Here is an 18,880-nt window from a genome sequence, read left to right as displayed (position 1 = left end):
GCGCCGACGCGCCTGATGCCGGGGGTGGGCCAGGGTAACCGCGCCGCCGGTTACAAAGGTGAAACACTTGCGTGACGGACACACTAGGGACTTTCCATCGACGTGTCCATACTTTCGGATCAGTCGACGGAAAGTTCTGATCGCACCATCGAAAGTGGATCGCTTCGCCTGCTCGACGGGCCTGTTTCCCCACCCTGACGGCTGGGTACCAGCGGGCATGAACCGCAACCTGATCCGGGCCCTGCTGTTCGCCTGGCAGTACCCCGAGTTCCGCACCGGACTGCAGCGGGCCGTCGACCTCGACGAGGTGTCCGCGCTGCTAGCCGCCCTGTCCACGGAGACCGGGGACCATGAGCAGGAGCGGCGCGCGGTGGACCTGATCCGGTCGGCCCTGGACTCCGCCGAGGTCCGCGAGGCCGTGCTGCTGCTCGTGGAGAGCGACCGCATCCGCCGCGAGATCGTCGCGGCCGTCGCCGAGGAGCTGGCCGACCGGCCCGCGCTGGTCGTCACCATCGCGGCCGCGCTCGACGACCCGGTCGTACGCGCCGACCTGCGCGCCACCCTGGAGACTCCGCGGCTGCGCGGGCTGCTGCTGCGGGTCGCCGAGGACGGCGTCCGCCGTCGCCGCCTCGCCCTGCTCGCCGAGGTGATCGTGCTGCTGGCGCGCCACCGCACCGCTCGCCGCCTGGTTCGCCGCCTGCACCACCACGGCGTTCTGCGCGCCCTCCGCGAGCAGCCCGGCCCGTCCGGGACGGCGGGCGGCACGACACCGGCCGTCAGCCGCCCGCCGGACACCGTTCCCGAGCCGCCGTCCTGATCCGCCCGGCGTCCCGTAACCGCGGACCCGGCTCGATATCCCGTGGCGGCCGCACGTGGCGGGATCTAACGTCGCGACCATGCCCGATGCCGCCTTCACCGAGCCCCGTCTCGCCGCGCTCTACGACCCGCTCGATCCCGACCGCGGCGACCTGGACGTCTACGCGGCGATCGCGGACGAGTTCGGGGCGCGCTCCGTGCTCGACATCGGCTGCGGCACCGGCACCTTCGCGTGCCTGCTCGCCGAGCGCGGCCTGGCCGTGACCGGACTCGACCCGGCGGCCGCGTCGCTGGAGCTCGCCCGGCGCAAACCCGGCGCCGGCCGGGTGCGCTGGGTGCACGGGCAGGGCGGTGACCTGCCCCCGCTCCAGGTCGACCTGGCGACCATGACCGGCAACGTCGCCCAGGTCTTCCTGACCGACGCCGCATGGTCGGCCGTGCTGCTCGCCGCGTACGCCGCGCTGCGGCCCGGCGGGCGCCTGGTCTTCGAGACCCGCGAACCGGCGGCGCAGGCCTGGCGGGAGTGGATCCGCGAGCAGACCGAGGAGTACACGGTCGTGCCGGACGTCGGCGGCCTGCGCACCTGGTACGACCTGATCGCCGTCGAGGGTGAGCTGGTCTCGTTCCGGCGGACCTACGTCTTCGACGCCGACGGCGCGGTGCTGACGTCGGACTCGACACTGCGCTTCCGCAGCCGCGCGGAGGTGACCGCCTCCCTGGAGGCGGCCGGTTACGTCGTGGACGAGGTGCGTGGCGCACCCGACCGGCCGGGCCGCGAGATGGTCTTCATCGCGCGCCGCCCCGCGAACACGTGACAGGGCCTGTGGAGGTTCCGGCGATGTTGCCTGTTCTCGCTGCTCTCGCCGTTGATCCTGCCCCACTGGCACGGCGGTTCACGGTGGCGGACACCGCGTTCGCCTTCCGGGCGCTGCAAGCTGAGGACGCCGCGGCGCTGACGTCGTTTCTCGCCGGGCTGTCCGACACCAGCCGCCGGTTCTGGCACGGCCACGCCGACCATGCGGGTGAGGCCGCCGGGTGGATCGAGGCCATCGGCCGCTACGACAAGCTGCGGCTCGTCGTCCATCATCCTGACCGCGCCGACCGGCTCGACGCCGTGGTCGACCTCAGCTTCTCCCTGCCTGCCGACGCCGAACCGGAGCGGTACGCGAGCTACGGCATCGTGCTGGATCCCACCAGGACCGTCCGGTTCGGGCCGTGTGTCGCCGACGCCTGGCACGGTCGCGGCCTCGCCGGTGCTCTGGTGCCGCCGACCTGGGAGGCCGTGCGCCTGCTCGGCCGCGACCGCGTCGTGCTGTTCGGCGGTGTGCACGCGGACAACCACCGCGCTCGCCGGTTCTACCGCCGCTGCGGCTTCACCGAGGCGGGCACGTTCACCACCTCCGCCGGGCCGAGCGTCGACATGGTACTCGACCTGCCCTGACGGGCGCTGCTTGTGCCCGGGTGCTACTGATGGCCGGGAGGCCGCCGGGCCCAGGACGGATTAGGGGTCTGCCGATGAGAGCAGTGGTGTACGACCGTTACGGCCCGCCGGACGTGCTGCGGATCGAGGACGTCGCCAAGCCGGCGCCGGGCTCGGGGCAGGTGCTCGTCAAGGTCGCGGCGACGTCGATCAACCTCAGCGACTGGGAGACCTTGCTCGGCTCGCCGATGTACTCGCGTATCGGTGGGCTGCGCACGCCGGCCCGCCGGGTGCTCGGTTCGGACATCGCGGGCTGGGTTGACGCGGTCGGCCCGGACGTCACCCGGTTCCGGCCCGGTGACGAGGTGTACGGCGACAACCTCATGCTCAAGGGCGGTTTCGCCGAGTACGCGATCGCTCCCGAGTCGGCGCTGGCGCACAAGCCCGCGGCGTTGACCTTCGCCGAGGCGTCGACGATTCCGCAGGCGGGCGTCATCGCGCACCAGGGCATCGCCGGTGCTGTGGCCGGGCAGCGGGTCCTGATCAACGGGGCCGGCGGAGGCTCGGGAGCGTTCGCGATTCAGCTGGCCAAGCAACTCGGCGCTGAGGTGATCGGCGTCGACAACGCGGCCAAGCTCGACTTCATGCGGTCGGTCGGGGCGGACGAGGTGATCGACTACCGCAGGCAGGACTTCACTCGCAGCGGTCCATACGATCTCATTCTCGACCTGGTCGCGCACCGGTCGGTGTTCGCCTACCGGCGGGCACTGGCCCCCGGCGGCCGATACCGGTGCGTCGGCGGATCGGTACGAGCGCTGCTGCGCGTGCTGACGATCGGCTCGGCGGTCGGCCTGCTCACGCACCGCCGGCTGGGCGTGCTCGCCGTCAAGGAAGGTCCGGCGCACTTCGAACCGGTCGCCGAGCTGTGTGTGGCGGGTGACCTCGCCATCCACATCGACCGCACGTTCACCCTCGATGAGGTGCCCCAGGCGCTGGCCTGGGTTGGCGAGGGACACGCCCTCGGCAAGGTCGTCGTGAGCGTGCACTGACCAGGCCGGCGACTGACGTCCGCTCCGCTCCGCTCCGAGTGCACGGTGACCGAACCGGACCGCCGCGAGCGCGCCGCCCGCTGACCCACCCCACCACCGCCTTCGGCCGCTGCCACGCGTCACCGCGCCCCACCGGCGCCCGAAGATCGGTGTCTCGTGTCGAAACCTCTGCTCAGACCACAGGTTTCGACACGAGACACCGATCTTGGCGGCCGGCGCGGCAGGTGCGGGCCACGAACGCGACCGGGGGCGTCGCCAGGCACGAGAGGGACCGCGCGGGGCGGGCCGCGGTGGGAGGATGTCGCGGGTGACTTCGACGCCGCATCCCTTCGTCGCCCGCCTGCCCGTCGGCGAGCGCATCCCCCTGCCCGAGAACGCCATGAACGGCTGGGACGTCTTCCCGTTCGAGGGCGAGTTCCAGGTCCGGGTGCTGGAGCCGCCGGTGCTGCCGGAGCCGCCCCGCCACGGCGAGGACGGGCCGGACACCTGCCGCCGCTGCCAGAACCCCGAGCGCAACGTCATCTGGGGTGACGAGCACTGGGTGGTGACCCACGTCGGCGACCCGTCCGGCCTGCCGCTGCTGGTGATGCTGCACCCGCGCGGCCACCACGACCTCCTCGACCTGCCCGCCGCGCGGTCCGCCGAGCTGGGCCCGCTCATGCAGCGCATCGAGAGGGCGATCCTGTCGCTGGGCGGCATCGCCCGGGTGCACGTCAACCGGTGGGGCGACGGCGGTGCTCACCTGCACATCTGGTTCATCGCCCGGCCCGAGGGCATGCTGCAGCTGCGCGGCGCATGCCTGGCCATCTGGGACGACGTGCTGCCGAAGGCCCCGGTCGAGGAGTGGCAGGCCAACCTGGCCCACGTCGCCCAGGCCCTGGCCGCGGACGGCGGCACCGCCTACGCCTGAACCGCAGCGTGCAGGAAGCTCCCGCCACGCTGACGACGCAGCGCGGCGGGAGCTTCCTGCACCTGCGGCGGCTGTTCAGCTCGGCACGCCGCGGCCGCTAGCCCAGGCAGACCGGTGCCGCCAGGCCCGCTGCCACCGGTGCGGCGGCCTCGGCCGGGCGCTGGGGCCGGCGCGGGTCGCCCAGGTAGCGGGCCAGCGCGAAGCCGCCGTTCGTCTGGGTGCTGTCGAACGTGGATCCGGCCGCGACGACCGCACCCCGGTCGAGCAGCACCGCGCCGGTCGCGCCCGACCCTTCGCCGATCACCGTCGTGGTACGCCCGCAGCTGCCGAAGGCCGGGTCCAGGGTGCCGTCGGGCAGGTATCCGGCCAGCGCGAACCGCGACGGGAACCCGGCGCTGCCCACCGCGACGATGCGACCGTCGCGCCGCAGCAGCACGCTCGCGGCCACCGACTCGCCCTCCGGGAACTCGGTCAGCACCAGGCCGGTGCCGCCGCCGAACGACGGGTCCGGCGAGCCGTCCGGCAGGAACCGCACCAGCCCGAAGGCGCCCTGCCCGGCGGCGTTCTGCCCGAGCCCGGCGACCAGGATCCGGCCGTCGCGGCCGACGACCACGTCCTCCGCGCCGCCCTTGCCCTGCTCGGGCTGGTTCTGCGCGACCGCGATCCCGTCCTCGCCGAACGTGCTGTCGGGCACGCCGCGGTCGGTGAGCCGGACCACCGCGAACTGCTGGCCGGTCAGGCCGGGGCCGATGGCCGTACCCGCCAGCACGATCCTGCCGTCGGGCTGCAGGGCGACCGCGGACGCCGCGGCGTCGCCACCGGGGATGAGCACGAGGGCGGTGCCGCCGTCGCCGAAGGAGGGGTCCGGCCTGCCGTCGGGCAGCAGCCGCACCGCCGCGAAGACGGCGTTGCCCGCGGCGTCGTTCGCGCCACCGACCGCGACGATCCTGCCGTCGCGCTGCACGGCGACGTCGGCGGCGCCGGAGTCGCCCGCCGGGCCGACCGGCAGGACCGCGATGCCGTCGCCGCCGCCGAAGCCGCGGTCCAGCCTGCCGTCCTCGCGGTAGCGCGCGAACGCGAAGCCGATGTCGCTGTCCGTGCCCAGCCCGGCCGTGCCGACCGCGACGATGCGGCGGTCGCGCTGGACCGCCACGCCCTCGGCGCCGCCGGCGCCGGCGACCGCCGAGAACGGGGTCACCACCTGGCCGCCGGTGCCGAACCGGCGGTCGAGCCTGCCGTCGGCGCGGTAGCGGGCGAGCAGGAAGTCCGGCGAGTCGTCCTGCAGCGACCCTCCTGCCGCGACGAACCCGTCACCGTGTACGGCGATCGCGCTCGCGCCCGACGCGAGGTCGGGGAAGGTGGTGACCACGGTCCCGTTGGCGCCGAAGGGCGGGTCCAGGTGTCCGAGGCCGTTCGCGGGCGGGGGTGCCACGGGCGGTGCGGCGGGAGCCGCGACGGCTCCCGCCGCCGTGGTCACCAGCGCGAGGGCGGACAGCCCTGCGGTGAGCAGGCTTCTGCGGGTGGGCGACCAGGGTCGGTGCGCCGATGTTGCTGTCATTCGAGGCCTCCACTCGATCAGGCCTCATCGTGGCACAATCCGGACAAACAGACCCTTATTTGGCGAAACAGCCATCCGGTCAGGCCGCCGCGGGCACCGGCTGGTCGAACTGGGTGCGGTAGAGCTCGGTGTACCGGCCGTTGCGCGCCAGCAGTTCCGCGTGGGTGCCCCGCTCGACGATCCGCCCGGCCTCGATGACCAGGATCTGGTCGGCCTGGCGCACCGTGGACAGCCGGTGCGCGATCACCACCGAGGTCCGCCCGGCCAGCGCCTCGCCCAGCGCCTCCTGCACCGCCGCCTCCGACGTGGAGTCCAGGTGCGCGGTGGCCTCGTCCAGCACCACCACACGCGGCCGGGCCAGCAGCACCCGGGCGATGGTCAGCCGCTGCCGCTCGCCGCCGGACAGCCGGTAGCCGCGCTCCCCCACGATCGTGTCGAGCCCGTCGGGCAGCGCCTCGACCAGGTCCGCCAGCCGCGCGCGGCGCAGCGCGTCCCACAGCTCCTCGTCCGTGGCCTGCGGCCGGGCCAGCAGCAGGTTCGCCCGCACCGACTCGTGGAACAGGTGTCCGTCCTGGGTGACCATGCCCAGCGTCTCGCGGATCGTCTGCTGGGGCAGGTCGCGTACGTCGACCCCGGCCAGCCGGACCGTGCCGCCGTCGGTGTCGTACAGGCGCGGCAGCAGCTGCGCGATCGTCGACTTGCCCGCCCCGGACGAGCCGACGAGCGCGACCAGCTGGCCCGGCTCGGCCGTGAACGACACGTCGTGCAGCACCTGCGCCCCGCCCCGGGTGTCCAGCACCGCGACCTCCTCCAGCGAGGCCAGCGACACCTTGTCCGCCGACGGGTACGCGAAGTCGACGCCGTCGAACTGCACCGAGACCGGCCCGTCCGGCACCTGCTTGGGCTGCGCGGGCTCGGCGATCAGCGGCTTGAGGTCGAGGATCTCGAACACCCGCTCGAAGCTGACCAGCGCGCTCATCACCTCGACCCGCGCGCTGGCCAGCGAGGTCAGCGGAGCGTAGAGGCGGGCCAGCAGCAGCGCCAGCGCGACCACCGCGCCGGTGTCCAGGGTGCCGCGCAGCGCGAACACCCCGCCCAGGCCGTACACCAGGGCCAGGGCGAGCGAGGAGACCAGCATCAGCGCGGTGACGAACACCCACTGCACCATCGCGGTGCGTACGCCGATGTCGCGCACCCGCCGCGCCCGCGCCGCGAACTCCGCCGACTCCCGCTCCGGCTGCCCGAACAGCTTGACCAGCGTCGCGCCGGGTGCGGAGAAGCGCTCGGTCATGGTGGTGCTCATCGTCGCGTTGTGCTCGGCGGCCTCGCGCTCCAGCTTGGCGAGCCGGTTGCCCATGCGCCGGGCGGGCAGCACGAACACCGGCAGCAGCACCAGCGACAGCAGGGTGATCTGCCAGGACAGCTGGATCATCACGACCAGCGTCAGCGCGAGCATCACCAGGTTCGCCACCACCCCGGACAGGGTGTCGCTGAACGCCCGCTGCGCCCCGATCACGTCGTTGTTGAGCCGGCTGACCAGCGCGCCGGTGCGGGTGCGGGTGAAGAACGCGACCGGCATCCGCTGTACGTGGTCGAAGACCGCCGTACGCAGGTCCAGGATCAGGCCCTCACCGATGGTGGCGGACAGCCAGCGGGTGGCCAGGCTCAGCCCGGCCTCGGCCAGCGCCAGCACCGCGATGATCACCGCGAGCCACACCACCGTCTCGGCCGCGCCGTTGTTGGTGATGGTGTCGACCACGCGCCCGGCCAGCACGGGGGTCGCCACCGCGAGGACCGCGCCGACCACGCTCAGCGCGAGGAAGGCCAGCAGCTGCCCGCGGTGCGGGCGGGCGAAGCCGAGGATGCGCTTCAGCGTGGCACGCGAGAACGGCCGCTTCTCGTCCTGGGCGTTCATGGCGTGGTAGAGCGAGTTCCACGCCGCCATCTCCATGCTCATCGGGCTTGCCTCTCCCCTGTGTACGGGCGCACGGCGGGCGGGTGCCGCCGCTGGCCACGGTAGAACCTCAAGCGAGGTTGACGTCAACTTCGTTTCGCACGACGTCTACCGCAGGGGTGGGACAAGAACCGCCGTCAGGCGGCGCGCCGGAGGGCAGAATCCACCCGTCCGTGTCCACCGACTCGGACGGGTGCCTCGGTGACCGCGACCCGGACCGGGAACGGGTACACCGGCGCGAGCGGGCCGTCGTCCTCGTCGCCGCCGCGCAGCGACCACGCCGACGGCGGCCGCCGCCGCGCGCCGGGCGGCTCCTCACCCCGGAAGCGGCGCAGGTTCAGCGCCAGCAGCAGGCCGTATCCCGCCAGCACCAGGCCGTGCGACATGATCCGCGCGCCCTCGACCCGGCCGGCGAGCGCGTCGTTGGCGGTGAGCAGGGTCAGCATCACCACGAACGCCGTCATCACGGGCAGCAGCGCGGCGGGGCGGGTGCGCCGCCACGCCAGCCAGGCCAGCGCCGCGCCGATGGCCACGTTCCACGCGGCCGACTCGTGCCACAGGTGGCCGGACGACACCGAGCCGACGGCCGGGTGGGCGTGCCGGTCGGCGGCGGCCAGGCTGCTGATCTGTGCGACGCCGAGCAGCAGCTGGCCCAGCCCCACCGCCAGCAGCAGCACCCGCAGCAGCCGCGCCACCTCCAGGCGGCGCCGCTTCGGGGCCGGGGCGGGGGCGGGGGCCGCGGCCAGCACGGCGGCCAGCGCGTCAGGGCGCAGCGGGGGCACGGGCAGGGCGGCGGCCGTACGTGCGAGCCGGGTCACCGACTCGGCGCGCTCCAGCCACCGCGCGCAGCCCGCGCAGCCGGTCAGGTGCGCGTCGACCGCTGCGCGGCCGGCCGGGTCGTCCTCGCCGTCCAGGCGGGCCGACAGCAGCTCGCGTACCTGCTCGCAATCCATGCCCACTCCCATGCGACACATTGTCGCCCGTAGCCGCCAGTTGGTTCCCGGACCACGCTGTGACCTGCGGCGCCGTCCCGCACCGGGGGGATCGCATCGACGGGCGGCGAACGCTACGCTTCCGGTCATGTCCTACGGCTCCCACGGCGGCGACGACGATCGCGTCACGGCGCTGGCCCTGGCTGCCCGGGGCGGCGACCGCGGCGCCGCGGAGGCGTTCGTCGCGGCGACCCAGCGGGACGTGACCCGGTTCGTGGCGCACCTGGCCGGCCCGGCCGACGCCGACGACCTGGCCCAGGACACCTACCTGCGGGCGATGCGGGCGCTGCCGTCGTTCGAGGGCCGCTCCTCGGCGCGCACCTGGCTGCTCGCGATCGCCCGGCACACCGTGGTCGACCACCTGCGCTCGGTGTCGCGCCGCCCGCGCGCGGCCGACCTCGCCGACTGGGCGAGCGTCGCCGACGCCGCGCAGGCCGGAACGGGGGCCCGGTTCGACGAGCAGATCCTGCTCGACCAGCTGATCGGCGGGCTCGACCCGGACCGGCGCGAGGCGTTCGTGGCCACCCAGCTGCTGGGGCTGTCCTACGCCGAGGCCGCCGAGGTGGTCGGCTGCCCGGTCGGCACCATCCGTTCCCGGGTCGCCCGTGCCCGCGACGACCTCACCGCCGCGCTCGCCGACGGCACCCCCACCCCGCGCCGCCACCTGCGCGCGGTGTGACGCCGCGGCGGGCGTACCCCCTCAAGATCTTTGAACTCGCCTGGCAGCCGGGCGAATCTTGCGCGTGAGTTCGCCCAGTTGCCAGGCAAGTCTGATGATCTTGGGGGGTATGGCCGTCAGGCCGGCGGGGCCGGGCGGCGGCGCAGGGCGAGGGTGAGCGCGGCCAGCGCGACGGCCAGGGCGGCGATGCTCAGGACGAGCGGCCAGGGGTCGTCGCCGGCGGGGGCGGCGCCCGCGGCGGCCGGGGCCGGGGCACTCGGCGCGCCCGCCTTGGGCAGCACCTTCAGCACCGGGGCCGGGTGCTCGGCCTCCTCGCCCGGCTTGGCCTCCTCGATCCAGCGCACGATCTCGCCGCTGGAGTAGGTCTGCAGCGACTTGAACACCAGCTGGCCGACCTCGGGCACCGGCCCGGCGGACACGTCGAACTCCTGGAACTGGCCCGGCCTGATCGCCGAGGAGGCGTCCGCGGTCCAGGTGATCTTCGAGGCGACCTGGGTGATCTCCCGGTCGTGGCTCTTGATCGGAGTGGCCAGCGTGCGCTTCTCCACCACGGCCGTCCAGCCGGGCGCGGGCTTGATCGAGACGCTCGCCAGCGGCGCGTCCTCGGGCAGCACCACCTCGACCTTCACCGTGGAGGCGTCGTCGCGCTCGTTCGGCACCCGGAACGTCAGCCGGGCGTAGCCGCCCGCCGTGACCTCCTTCGGGTTCACCGTCACGTGCGCCGCGGCCGGCACCGCGGCCAGCCCGGCCAGCAGCGCCGCCGCGACGGCGACCACCCCGGCCTTCACACCGAACCTCATCAGCGTGCCCTTCCTGTGTGGAGGAACGGCACGCCCGCGGCGCGCCGGGCGGCGTCCGGGCAGGACCGCCGCGACACACGAGTCGCCGCCGCCGCACCGGCGGTTCCCCCACGTTCGTGTGCATCCTCACCACTTTGCCGGGAACTTTCTGCCGCGACAGACGACGCACGTTAGGAAGGGCACCTTCTTATACGCATAGCGTTAAGAAGGTGCCCTTCCTTTCTTTTACCAGGTGAGGCGGGCGTAGCCGTCGGTGCCGGGGGTGCCGGTGGCGCCGGGGCGGGAGCTGCCGCCGGCGGAGCCGCCCTCGGCTGCGAGGCTGCGGTGGTAGGCGCCGCGGCCGCCGTCGCCGCCCCGGCCGCCCGCGCCACCGGAGCCGCCCGCACCGCCCGCGCCGTGCTCGGCGTCGGGGGCAGGCCCGCCCGCGCCGCCGGAGCCGGTCACGGTCGCGCCGGTGCCGCCCGCGCCGCCGTCGCCGCTGGACGCGCCGTCCGCGCCCGAGCCGCCCGCCGCGCCGGTGGTGCCCGCCTTGCCGGGCTCGCCCGCCGAGCCGTCCTCGGCGGTGCACAGGCTCGCCGTCGCCACGGTCATCGTGCCGCCCGCGCCGCCGTCGCCGGGCGCGGTGCTGCCCAGGCCGCCGGGGCGGGAGGTGCCGGGACGGCTGCCGGTGGCGTCCATGCCACCCGGTCCGCCGTTGGAGAACTTGCGGCCGCCCTGTCCCCCGCTGCCGCCCGCGGCCTGGGCGAGCAGCAGCGGTACGCCGTTGAGCAGCACGTTCACCTCGGTGAGGGCGCCGTCGCCGCCCTCGGCGCCCGGCTCGGCGGTCTGGCCCGCATTGCCGTTGCCGCCCGGTGCGCTCGGGGCTCCGCCGGTCGCGCCCGCCGCGCCCCGGCCGCCGCTGCCGCCCCGGCCGACCACGATGGACAGCCGCGTCGCGGGCAGGTCGGCGGGCAGCTCGCAGCGCACGTACTGGCCCGCGCCGCCCGAGCCGCCGCCCGCCCCGCCGCCGCCGGAACTGCCCCCGGCGCCGCCGCCACCGCCCCGGGTGAACAGCGACTTGCCGCCGCCCCCACCGCCGCCGCCCGCGCCGCCCGCGTAGCCGCCGCCCCCGCCGCCGCCCGCGCCCCACAGCTCTAGCGTCACCGCCGTGCCGCCCGGCATGTCGAAGGTGTACGTGCCCGCCGACGCGTAGACCTGTTCCCCGGCCGCGCGAGCGCCCCAGGACGCGGCGCCGCCCAGCGGCACGGTCAGGGTCGCGGCGAGCAGCGTCGCGGCGACCGCGACCACCCGATCCGACTTTTTCACCAGATGTCACCTTTCCTCAGGATCGGCAAGATCCTATGGCGGAGACATCGACCCGTCCGGCATCGCCACACCCGTGACCTGCGAAAACGTGCCTACGCGCGGTCGTGGCCGGACCTGAAGCGCGGCGACGCGGCGAGGCGCGCGTACTTGACCATCAGCGGGCGCAGGCCGCGCCGCTCGTACACGCGCGCGGCGGCGTGGTTGTCGGCCAGCGTCGAGATGTACAGATCCGTGACGCCCAGTTCGGACAGGCGGGCGTCGACGGCGTCGAGCAGGCGGGTGCCCACACCCCGGCCCCGGTGGCTCGCCGCCACCGACAGCGTCTCCAGCTCGGCGATCCGGTCCCCGGAGACCCACGTGTCGTCCGGGCCGTCGAAGACGTGCGTGAAGGCGTACCCGACCAGCTCCGGCCCATCCTCGGCGAGCAGGACGAACGAGCCCGGCTCGGTGATCCAGCGCCGGTACAGGTCGCGGCGCAGCGGCCAGGACCGCTCGTCGGCGTACATCACCAGGTCGGGTGCGATCCGGCGGTGATGCTCGTGCAGGGACAGCCACAGCGGCTCCAGCGCGTCGATCGCCTCCGCGCCCGCGATCCGGATCGTGACCCCCGTGTCGTCCATGAACGCTCACGCTAGCGAACCGGCCCACCGCGAACAGCGGGAACCCGTCACATGACACGGCCGTCACCTCGGCCGTCACACCGGCGACGCGGGTGAGGATGGGGCCATGACGCTGACACATCAGCCGGGCGCCCCGCGGTGGGTGGACCTCGGCACGACCGACATAGCCGGTGCGGTGGCGTTCTACGGCGCGCTGTTCGGCTGGGCGCACCAGGATCTCGGCCCGGAGGCGGGCGGCTACGGCTTCTTCACCAAGGACGGCCGGATGGCCGCCGGGATCGGCCCGGCCACGGACGCGGCCCGGGGCACGTCGTGGGCGGTCTACTTCGGCACGGAGGACTCGGCGGCCACGGCCGGGCGCGTGGAGGCGAGCGGCGGCAAGGTGATCGTGCCGCCGGACGCGGTGATGGAGCAGGGCACCCTCGCCGTCTTCACCGACCCGGCCGGGGCGTTCTTCTCCACCTGGCAGCCGGGCTCGCACGACGGCGTCGGCATCATGCGCGAGCCCGGCGCGCTGAGCTGGGTGGAGCTGTACACGCCGGACCCGGCCGGCGCGAAGGAGTTCTACGGCGCGGTCTTCGCGATGAGCCACGAGGACCGCGACATGGGCGGCGAGGTGTATTCGGTGATCTCGGTCGCCGGCCAGCCCGTCGGCGGCATCTTCGAACCCCCCGGCGCGGCGGGCATGCCCTCGCACTGGATGCCGTACTTCGGCGTCGCCGACACCGACGCCAGTGCCGACCGCGCCATCGAGCTGGGCGCCGTCCAGATGATGCGCGGCGACTACTCCGACGGCCGCCTCGCCATCCTCACCGACCCCCAGGGCGGCCTCTTCGGCATCCTCACCTGGTAAAGGAAGGGCACCTTCTTATCGTTTTCCGTAGAGGAAGGGCACCTTCCTAACCCCGCCGGGTTTCAGCTGCGCCGGGCGACGACGATGTCCGGGGTGTCGGCGGCGACCACGGCGAACCCGGCGGCGGCCAGCTCGGCGTCGAACTCGGGCTCGCTGGCCAGGTGGCCGTCGAACACCTCGGACGCCTCCCGCACCAGCGCCCCGTCGCGGCTGACCCGGTAGTCGAAGCGCCAGCGCACCCCGCGCGGGCCGGTACGGACCGTCGTCACCTCGCCGGTGTAGAGGTCACCGCCGAGTCGCCAGGACGGCAGGTCCCGGCGGGCGTCGGCAGCCTCGGAGGGCGGGCGCTGCACCACCAGGCGCGCGCCCGGCACCAGCGCGCCGGCCAGCGCGGCCAGGGCCCCGGCGCGCTCGTCGGCGGCCAGGCCCGCCATGGTGTTCAGGCACCAGCCGAAGTCCGCGACCCGGCGCAGCCCCAGCTCCTGCACCCCGCGGGCGTGCACCCGCACCCGGGCCAGCAGGTCGGGCTGCCCGGCGAGCCGGCTGAGCAGCACCGCCCGCATCCCTGCCGCGGGTTCCACCGCGTGCACCAGCACGGCGCAGCGGGCGGCGAGCCGGGCGGTGGCCAGGCCGGTGCCCGCGCCGACGTCGAGCACGCCGACCTCGGGCTGCCCGAGCCAGCGGTCCAGCAGGCGCTCGGTCACGCCGAGCTGCTCGGCCGCCTGCAGGAGGTCGTAGAACTCGGCGGTGACCGCGTACGCCTGCCCCATCAGCTGATCATGTCAAAGCCGAGGTCAGGCGGTGGCGTGCCGCTCCAGGAACTCGCGCAGCGCCGCCTTCGGCCGGGCGCCGACCGACGACGCGACGACCTCTCCGCCGCGGAACACCAGCAGCGTCGGCATGGACAGCACGCGGTACGCCCGCGCGGTCGCCGGATTGGCGTCGGCGTCGAGCGCGGCCACCGTGATCCGGCCGGCGAACTCGGCGGACAGCTCCGCCAGCGTGCGCGAGATGGCCTTGCACGGCGGGCACCACTCGGCCCACACGTCCAGCAGCACCGGCCGCTCGGCACGCAACACCAGCTCGGCGAACGTGTCGTCGGTGACGGTCAGGACCCCGTCGGCGGTTTGGATCTTCTCGGACATGCCTTCTCCCGTCGGGCGATCGCCTGGGTGAGCTGGCCGTGCAGCTGCTCGCGCACCGCACCGAGCCGGTCGAGGTACGCGTCGACCTCGGCCAGCTTGCGGCGCAGCACCGCCACCGAGTCCGGGCAGACCCCGCCGGAGTCGTGCCCGGCGCGCAGGCACGCCACGAACGGCCGGATGTCCTCCAGGTCGAACCCGATCGCGAGCAGCTCCCGGATCTCCCGGACCACCCGCAGCTCCGCCTCGTCGAAGGCCCGGTAGCCGTTGGCCGCCCGCTGCGAGCGGACCAGCCCGTGCTCCTCGTAGTAGCGCAGCGTCCGGGTGCTCGTCCCGGCCCGCTGGGCCAGCTCGCCGATCCGCATCCGTCCCCCTCACCCCTGTCCCGGACCACGCTAAACATTGCCGCCGGTGTCAGGGCAAGAGTGCGCCCCGTCACGCCGCCCGGGTGACCCCGCGAACCGTTCTCGGGAAGGAAACAACCGCCATCGGTGTTTGTCGTTGGTGCGATGGGGGGACACCGTTCGCAGGCACTCGGGAGGGGCGGCACGGATGGCGGCGTCGGAGGTCGTGCTCGGCGGCGTGCTGGCGGGCGCGTACGTGGTGCTGCTCGTGCTGCGCCGCCGCGCCGACCGGCTGCGGGCCGACGCCGGGCGGCGGCTGCGCACCGGGCGGGAGCTGGCCCGCGGCGTACGCCGCCAGGTGCGGGTGCTGCGGACCGGGCTGCGCCGCCGGGCGGTCGTCGTCCCGCTGCGCCGCCGCACGACGCGCCGCAACTGGCGGCGCCTGCCGGTCCGGCCCGCCAACCGCAACGCGCTGGCCTGACCGAAGCTCCCGGCACAGGGTGGCGAGAGCTTCGGTCACGGCCGGAAAGCTCAGGGCTGGTCGCGGGGATCCCGGGTGACCGTGGCGCGGTCGCCGACGGCGTTCTGCAGCTGCTGCAGCAGGCCGTCCGGCTCCTGGCCGGTCAGCGTGCCCACGATGCCGTTGATCGCGTCAAGGACCTGCCCCAGCATGCCCTTGGGCTCGTGCACCTCCACCCGGACCACGCCGTCCGCCGAACGGATCATGACCAGGCCGTACTGCAGGTCCTTGTCGCGGTAGGCCGGCTTCGGCGCGTCCGGGCGCAGGTCGATCACCTGACCGCCCTTGCGCCGCTCGAACTCGTGCATCACCGCGCCGATCGCCAGCGCGCTGCCCACCAGGATCGCGATGGTGACCGGCTCGCCCCGGTCGCCCTCCCGCATCAGCTCCACGTCGTGCTGCTCGGCCAGCGCCGTCAGCTCCGCCAGCTCGTCGTCGGACAGGTCGTCCAGAACCATCCTGCTCACAGGGGATCCACTCCAGATAGTCGGTACGTGCCGAACCCGGCCGGCCCCCGCCCCGCCGTGCTCGGCGGGTCTGTCAGGTGTACAGGGCCAGCGGCATGAACTCGATCCAGCCGTCCCCCTCGGCGACCGTCGCGCGGTAGTGCTCGTGCAGCGCCCGGACCACGTCGAACACCCCGTCCTGCGTGACGGCGGCCCGGCTGCTCGCCAGCAGGTGGCGCCCGGTCTCGGCCATCGCCCCGTCCAGCACCCGCCACAGCGGCAGGGCCAGCGCGCCCGCACCGGCGGCGATGAACGAGCGCACGAACCCGACCACATCTCCGCCGGTGGTCTGCGCGCCCTGCCCGGCCAGGCACGCGCCGAGGATGGTCAGCCGGTTGCCGGCCAGCCGCAGCCGCAGCGCCACGTCGAACGGGGTGAGCCGGTCCGGCCGCCCGTGCCGGTCGTCGATCTGCAGGAACGGGCCCAGCTCGCCGTACTCGGCGAGATAGCGGCCGTGCCCGGCGTACACGAAGAACTCCGGGCGGGTGCCGACCGCGGCGGCCAGGCCGTCCCAGTCGGCACGGTGCCGCCGCACGTCCACGCCGAGCCCCTTGGGCAGCCGCCCGGCGACCAGCATCCGGTGCTCCGGCCAGCCGGTGCCGACCAGCTCCTTACCGCTGATCACTGGATCGTCCACGACCAGCGCGGCCAGGTCGTCGCTGCCGCTGACCCGCTGGCGGCGCAGCAGGTAACGGCCGCGGGTGACGAACGCGGTCACGCTCACCGACAGCGACAGTGGCACCTGCGCGCCCAGCGGCACCGAACCCGGTGCGTACCCGTCCGGGGAGGCGATGTGCAGCGGCAGCGAGAACAGGCCGTCGGTCGGCACCACCACCAGGTGGTCCAGCGTGGACGGGTCGCCGAGGTCGCCCAGCAGCGGCTCCACCAGCAGCCGCCAGATGCGGCGGCTGTGCTCCTCGCGCGGCGAGCGCCGCGCGGCCAGCTCGTTGATCAGCTCCTGCACCGGCGCGTACGGCCCGCACACCACCGGGCGGCGCAGCCCGTCGCGGATCACGAAGGCGCCGAGCGTCAGGCCCGCGCCCTGCCCGTAGGTGAAGTAGCGGACCAGTGCGGTGCCGGGGTGGTTGATGACGAACATCTCCGCCCGGCGGGCCACGTCCGGGTCGTGCGGCGCGGCCTCCAGCGGGCGGCGCAGGAACTGCTCCTCGAACCGGCTCTCCCGCTCCAGCAGCGCGACCCGGTCGGCCTCCACCTCCGCCGGGTCGGCGGCGCGGCGCAGCCCGTCGCGGCGCCCGCCGCGGGTCCCGTCGCTCTCGGGCTGCTCGGACTCGGGCTCGTCGCCTCCCGGCTGCTCGGCCCGCGGCTGCGCAGCCGCCGCCTGCCCCCTGGCAGACGGCACCGCCTGCGCCGCCTCGCCGGAGCCACCGGCCGCCTCGCTCCCAGACCCGTCGGCCGGGGCGGCCTCCTCGTCCTCAGCGAGGTCCAGCTGCGGCAGGGCCGCCGTCGACATGAGGTCGAGCAGCTCGCGGCCGGACGACTCCTCGGTCAGCGACAGGATCTCCTCGTAGCGGTCACGGTCGCCGGAGCCGGTGGCGGGCTGCTCGATCAGGTGCGCGATACGCCGCGAGTACACCGGCCGCACCGCGCCGCCGTACGCCCGCTTGTACGCAGGCAGCGCGATGACCTGCCGCACCGAACGGGCCATCTCCAGCTCGCGCCCGGCCGCGTCGGCGCGGGCCGCCCGGCCCTCCTCGGTGTCCGGCAGCCCGGCGGAGACGCCCTGGTAGCAGGAGACCGTGAAGGAGCGCAGGTCGATGTCCAGACCGGCGGCGCCGCCGGTGGCGGCCGACTCGGCGGCCAGCTCGGCCAGGAGCCCGGCCAGCTCCGCGGCGCCCTCGAAGCCGCCCTTGCGCCGGGCCAGCTGCTGCTGGGCGATGCGGCGCCCGCGCGCCCAGCGCAGGTGCAGGATGCGCCGGTAGAGCGCGTCCGCCTCCGCCGGATCACGGTGGAGCGCCACGTGGTGCGCGCCGATGACGATCGCCTGGTGGTTCAGCGACTGCGCCTGGCGGTAGCTGTCCCCCAGCGCCTCCGAGACGGCCAGCGAGCGCAGCGACCGGCCCAGCGCCGCCACCGGCTGCCGGTCGTGGTGCAGCGCGAACGACAGGTTGTGCAGCACGTTGGAGTAGCCGCGCAGGAACTCCCGCCAGCGGCGGTCCAGCGGCAGGGCGTTCCCGTCGCGCGGCACCCCGGCCTCGTCGGCGGCCTGCTCGCAGCGCGCCGCCTCGGCGGCCATCTCCGCGATGATCTCGGCGGTGCGCCGGGCCATCACCTCCGGCGCGGCCTGGCGGGCCTCCTCCAGCCGCGCCCGCAGCACGTTGGAGCGCTGGTCGGGCAGGCACCACCACAGGCCGTGCCGCTCGGCGACCTCCAGGCCGGTGGTGAAGTGCATACGCCCCCGGGCGTGGCTGCCGCTGCGGTAGAGCACCCGGCCCGCGCCGTCGTGCCAGCGGGCCGCCGCGTACGCCGGGAACAGGTCCTCATCGGAGGGATCGAGCAGCTCGGTGAGCCGGGCGGCGTCCGCGCGCGACGCGTCGACCAGGGCCAGGCCCTGCTGGAGGTCCAGCTCGACGTCGGCGCGCACGATGTCGCACCAGTAGGCGCCGACGCGGCGTGCCAGGCGGCCCGCGCCCGCGCCGGGCACCGGCCGGAACGCCTGCTTCAGCTGGAGCACGCCGCCGGCCAGGCCGTGCCGGAAGGGCACGTCGTAGTCGACGTCGTACGCCTGCACCAGGTCGCGTACGTGCAGGTCCGCGACGATGCGGGCGATCTCGCCCACCGGATCGGCACCGCCGATGCCCACACAACCTCCTCGAACGGCCCCGTGGCGCTGACGCTACCGCGCGCCCGAACTGGCCTGTTCCCTCGCATGAGGAGTGTCGGCAGACCGTCCGTCCACATTGTGCAGACTACGTGGCCGGGTGGCGGCGGCCGGACGGAGGGGCGGTCACCGCGGGGGGGATGCGCGGGCGCGGGATGGGCCGCAGGAAGGTCTGGCGGTGATTGCGCAGCACCTCGGGGACCAGCCAGGCGGCACCGCTGACCGCGACGGTCAGCATGAGCAGCACCGACAGCGCGGGCAGGCCCGAGGCCACCACCGCCATCGCCCCGGCGACCAGGTACACCGTGATCGTGCCGAAGCGCCGCTGCCGGATCGCGGCGGGTTCGCCGTGCTCGGCGATCCACCAGGCGGGCGGCGCGGCCCGGCGGCGGCGGATCTCGGCCTGCAGCGCCTTGGTCGCCGCTTCCCAGATGGCACGGCGGTAGTCGTAGTCCTCGGCGTCGAAGTCGGCGGGGAACTCCCGGTGCAGCACGGTGAGCCGGACGAACAGCGTCTCGTCGGGCACGCGGCGCAGGTCGTGCAATGGCATGCCTGACAATTCCGATACCTCCC

20 protein-coding genes are annotated in these 18,880 nt (G+C 74.4%); 8 read left to right on the top strand and 12 right to left on the bottom strand.

Going from position 1 to position 18,880, the window contains the following annotated elements; genetic code table 11:
• Nucleotides 1–217 precede the first annotated feature (217 nt).
• The 5 genes from Cba03nite_RS33900 (at nt 218) to Cba03nite_RS33880 (ending at nt 4,195) form a co-directional block, all read left to right on the top strand.
• The gene (locus tag Cba03nite_RS33900) at nt 218–817 is read left to right on the top strand and encodes a hypothetical protein (RefSeq protein ID WP_203755391.1); all 600 of its coding nucleotides are present in this window, start codon (nt 218–220) and stop codon (nt 815–817) included.
• A 79-nt stretch (nt 818–896) separates the two neighbouring features.
• Nucleotides 897–1,631: a class I SAM-dependent methyltransferase gene (locus tag Cba03nite_RS33895; protein WP_203755389.1), complete on the top strand. Its 735-nt coding sequence runs from the start codon at nt 897–899 to the stop codon at nt 1,629–1,631.
• 23 nt (nt 1,632–1,654) lie between these two features.
• Nucleotides 1,655–2,257, top strand: a complete 603-nt coding sequence (locus Cba03nite_RS33890) for a GNAT family N-acetyltransferase (RefSeq protein ID WP_203755387.1) — start codon at nt 1,655–1,657, stop codon at nt 2,255–2,257.
• A gap of 74 nt (nt 2,258–2,331) precedes the next feature.
• Nucleotides 2,332–3,285, top strand: coding sequence for an NAD(P)-dependent alcohol dehydrogenase (locus Cba03nite_RS33885; protein WP_203755385.1), 954 nt, complete (start codon nt 2,332–2,334; stop codon nt 3,283–3,285).
• Between the two features lie 307 nt (nt 3,286–3,592).
• The gene (locus tag Cba03nite_RS33880) at nt 3,593–4,195 is read left to right on the top strand and encodes an HIT family protein (RefSeq protein WP_239126219.1); all 603 of its coding nucleotides are present in this window, start codon (nt 3,593–3,595) and stop codon (nt 4,193–4,195) included.
• A gap of 97 nt (nt 4,196–4,292) precedes the next feature.
• Here Cba03nite_RS33880 and Cba03nite_RS33875 read toward each other — a convergent pair whose 3' ends face one another.
• From Cba03nite_RS33875 to Cba03nite_RS33865, 3 genes are all read right to left on the bottom strand, one after another.
• Nucleotides 4,293–5,753: a hypothetical protein gene (locus tag Cba03nite_RS33875; protein WP_203755383.1), complete on the bottom strand. Its 1,461-nt coding sequence runs from the start codon at nt 5,751–5,753 to the stop codon at nt 4,293–4,295.
• Between the two features lie 79 nt (nt 5,754–5,832).
• Nucleotides 5,833–7,710 carry an ABC transporter ATP-binding protein gene (locus tag Cba03nite_RS33870; RefSeq protein ID WP_203755380.1) on the bottom strand — a complete coding sequence of 626 codons (1,878 nt, stop codon included), beginning with the start codon at nt 7,708–7,710 and terminating at the stop codon, nt 5,833–5,835.
• Nucleotides 7,711–7,844: 134 nt separating this feature from the next.
• The gene (locus tag Cba03nite_RS33865; protein WP_203755377.1) at nt 7,845–8,660 is read right to left on the bottom strand and encodes a zf-HC2 domain-containing protein; all 816 of its coding nucleotides are present in this window, start codon (nt 8,658–8,660) and stop codon (nt 7,845–7,847) included.
• Between the two features lie 127 nt (nt 8,661–8,787).
• Here Cba03nite_RS33865 and Cba03nite_RS33860 point away from each other — a divergent pair, with 127 nt between their 5' ends.
• Entirely contained in the window at nt 8,788–9,378 is a 591-nt protein-coding gene (locus Cba03nite_RS33860; RefSeq protein ID WP_203755375.1) for a sigma-70 family RNA polymerase sigma factor, read from the top strand.
• Nucleotides 9,379–9,494: 116 nt separating this feature from the next.
• On the opposite strand, the gene Cba03nite_RS33855 is transcribed toward Cba03nite_RS33860, so the two are convergent.
• The 3 genes from Cba03nite_RS33855 to Cba03nite_RS33845 all read right to left on the bottom strand — a co-directional run bounded on the left by Cba03nite_RS33855 (nt 9,495) and on the right by Cba03nite_RS33845 (nt 12,103).
• The gene (locus Cba03nite_RS33855; RefSeq protein ID WP_203755373.1) at nt 9,495–10,178 is read right to left on the bottom strand and encodes a YcnI family copper-binding membrane protein; all 684 of its coding nucleotides are present in this window, start codon (nt 10,176–10,178) and stop codon (nt 9,495–9,497) included.
• Nucleotides 10,179–10,403: 225 nt separating this feature from the next.
• On the bottom strand, nt 10,404–11,483 hold the full coding sequence (locus Cba03nite_RS40450; protein WP_203755371.1) for a hypothetical protein: 1,080 nt from the start codon (nt 11,481–11,483) through the stop codon (nt 10,404–10,406).
• 92 nt (nt 11,484–11,575) lie between these two features.
• Nucleotides 11,576–12,103, bottom strand: a complete 528-nt coding sequence (locus Cba03nite_RS33845; protein ID WP_203755369.1) for a GNAT family N-acetyltransferase — start codon at nt 12,101–12,103, stop codon at nt 11,576–11,578.
• A gap of 106 nt (nt 12,104–12,209) precedes the next feature.
• Between Cba03nite_RS33845 and Cba03nite_RS33840 the strand changes: the two genes are divergently transcribed.
• Complete coding sequence (locus tag Cba03nite_RS33840; RefSeq protein WP_203755367.1) at nt 12,210–12,956, top strand: VOC family protein; 747 nt, start codon at nt 12,210–12,212, stop codon at nt 12,954–12,956.
• A gap of 62 nt (nt 12,957–13,018) precedes the next feature.
• Here Cba03nite_RS33840 and Cba03nite_RS33835 read toward each other — a convergent pair whose 3' ends face one another.
• From Cba03nite_RS33835 to Cba03nite_RS33825, 3 genes are read right to left on the bottom strand one after another with little or no spacing between them, the layout of a single operon-like run.
• Complete coding sequence (locus tag Cba03nite_RS33835; RefSeq protein ID WP_203755364.1) at nt 13,019–13,726, bottom strand: class I SAM-dependent methyltransferase; 708 nt, start codon at nt 13,724–13,726, stop codon at nt 13,019–13,021.
• 24 nt (nt 13,727–13,750) lie between these two features.
• Entirely contained in the window at nt 13,751–14,101 is a 351-nt protein-coding gene (gene trxA / locus Cba03nite_RS33830) for a thioredoxin (RefSeq protein ID WP_203755361.1), read from the bottom strand.
• Nucleotides 14,065–14,463, bottom strand: coding sequence for a MerR family transcriptional regulator (locus Cba03nite_RS33825; protein ID WP_203755358.1), 399 nt, complete (start codon nt 14,461–14,463; stop codon nt 14,065–14,067). The genes trxA and Cba03nite_RS33825 overlap by 37 nt, the downstream gene beginning before the upstream one ends.
• 187 nt (nt 14,464–14,650) lie before the next feature.
• Between Cba03nite_RS33825 and Cba03nite_RS33820 the strand changes: the two genes are divergently transcribed.
• On the top strand, nt 14,651–14,923 hold the full coding sequence (locus Cba03nite_RS33820; protein WP_203755355.1) for a hypothetical protein: 273 nt from the start codon (nt 14,651–14,653) through the stop codon (nt 14,921–14,923).
• A 50-nt stretch (nt 14,924–14,973) separates the two neighbouring features.
• Here the strand turns inward: Cba03nite_RS33820 and Cba03nite_RS33815 are convergent, their stop codons facing one another.
• The 3 genes from Cba03nite_RS33815 to Cba03nite_RS33805 all read right to left on the bottom strand — a co-directional run bounded on the left by Cba03nite_RS33815 (nt 14,974) and on the right by Cba03nite_RS33805 (nt 18,857).
• Nucleotides 14,974–15,429 carry a hypothetical protein gene (locus tag Cba03nite_RS33815; protein WP_203755351.1) on the bottom strand — a complete coding sequence of 152 codons (456 nt, stop codon included), beginning with the start codon at nt 15,427–15,429 and terminating at the stop codon, nt 14,974–14,976.
• Between the two features lie 73 nt (nt 15,430–15,502).
• Nucleotides 15,503–18,289, bottom strand: coding sequence for a CHAT domain-containing protein (locus Cba03nite_RS33810; protein ID WP_203755349.1), 2,787 nt, complete (start codon nt 18,287–18,289; stop codon nt 15,503–15,505).
• Between the two features lie 106 nt (nt 18,290–18,395).
• Nucleotides 18,396–18,857: a hypothetical protein gene (locus Cba03nite_RS33805; protein ID WP_203755346.1), complete on the bottom strand. Its 462-nt coding sequence runs from the start codon at nt 18,855–18,857 to the stop codon at nt 18,396–18,398.
• Nucleotides 18,858–18,880 lie beyond the last annotated feature (23 nt).

The organism is Catellatospora bangladeshensis, from assembly GCF_016862575.1.
Taxonomy (GTDB): Bacteria; Actinomycetota; Actinomycetes; order Mycobacteriales; family Micromonosporaceae; genus Catellatospora; species Catellatospora bangladeshensis.
The sequence above is the reverse complement of the archived record's forward strand: the minus strand, read 5'-3'. Positions and strand labels throughout refer to the sequence as shown.

Bases quoted from the DNA above. Each gene is read 5' to 3' on its own strand.
- Cba03nite_RS33885 (WP_203755385.1), top strand. From the start codon at position 2,332: ATGAGAGCAGTGGTGTACGACCGTTACGGCCCGCCGGACGTGCTGCGG.
- Cba03nite_RS33895 (WP_203755389.1), top strand. From the start codon at position 897: ATGCCCGATGCCGCCTTCACCGAGCCCCGTCTCGCCGCGCTCTACGAC.
- Cba03nite_RS33865 (WP_203755377.1), bottom strand. From the start codon at position 8,660: ATGGATTGCGAGCAGGTACGCGAGCTGCTGTCGGCCCGCCTGGACGGC.
- Cba03nite_RS33820 (WP_203755355.1), top strand. From the start codon at position 14,651: ATGGCGGCGTCGGAGGTCGTGCTCGGCGGCGTGCTGGCGGGCGCGTAC.
- Cba03nite_RS33890 (WP_203755387.1), top strand. From the start codon at position 1,655: ATGTTGCCTGTTCTCGCTGCTCTCGCCGTTGATCCTGCCCCACTGGCA.
- Cba03nite_RS33805 (WP_203755346.1), bottom strand. From the start codon at position 18,857: ATGCCATTGCACGACCTGCGCCGCGTGCCCGACGAGACGCTGTTCGTC.
- Cba03nite_RS33825 (WP_203755358.1), bottom strand. From the start codon at position 14,463: ATGCGGATCGGCGAGCTGGCCCAGCGGGCCGGGACGAGCACCCGGACG.
- Cba03nite_RS33845 (WP_203755369.1), bottom strand. From the start codon at position 12,103: ATGGACGACACGGGGGTCACGATCCGGATCGCGGGCGCGGAGGCGATC.
- Cba03nite_RS33900 (WP_203755391.1), top strand. From the start codon at position 218: ATGAACCGCAACCTGATCCGGGCCCTGCTGTTCGCCTGGCAGTACCCC.
- trxA (WP_203755361.1), bottom strand. From the start codon at position 14,101: ATGTCCGAGAAGATCCAAACCGCCGACGGGGTCCTGACCGTCACCGAC.
- Cba03nite_RS33870 (WP_203755380.1), bottom strand. From the start codon at position 7,710: ATGAGCATGGAGATGGCGGCGTGGAACTCGCTCTACCACGCCATGAAC.
- Cba03nite_RS33875 (WP_203755383.1), bottom strand. From the start codon at position 5,753: ATGACAGCAACATCGGCGCACCGACCCTGGTCGCCCACCCGCAGAAGC.
- Cba03nite_RS33835 (WP_203755364.1), bottom strand. From the start codon at position 13,726: ATGGGGCAGGCGTACGCGGTCACCGCCGAGTTCTACGACCTCCTGCAG.
- Cba03nite_RS33855 (WP_203755373.1), bottom strand. From the start codon at position 10,178: ATGAGGTTCGGTGTGAAGGCCGGGGTGGTCGCCGTCGCGGCGGCGCTG.
- Cba03nite_RS33860 (WP_203755375.1), top strand. From the start codon at position 8,788: ATGTCCTACGGCTCCCACGGCGGCGACGACGATCGCGTCACGGCGCTG.
- Cba03nite_RS33840 (WP_203755367.1), top strand. From the start codon at position 12,210: ATGACGCTGACACATCAGCCGGGCGCCCCGCGGTGGGTGGACCTCGGC.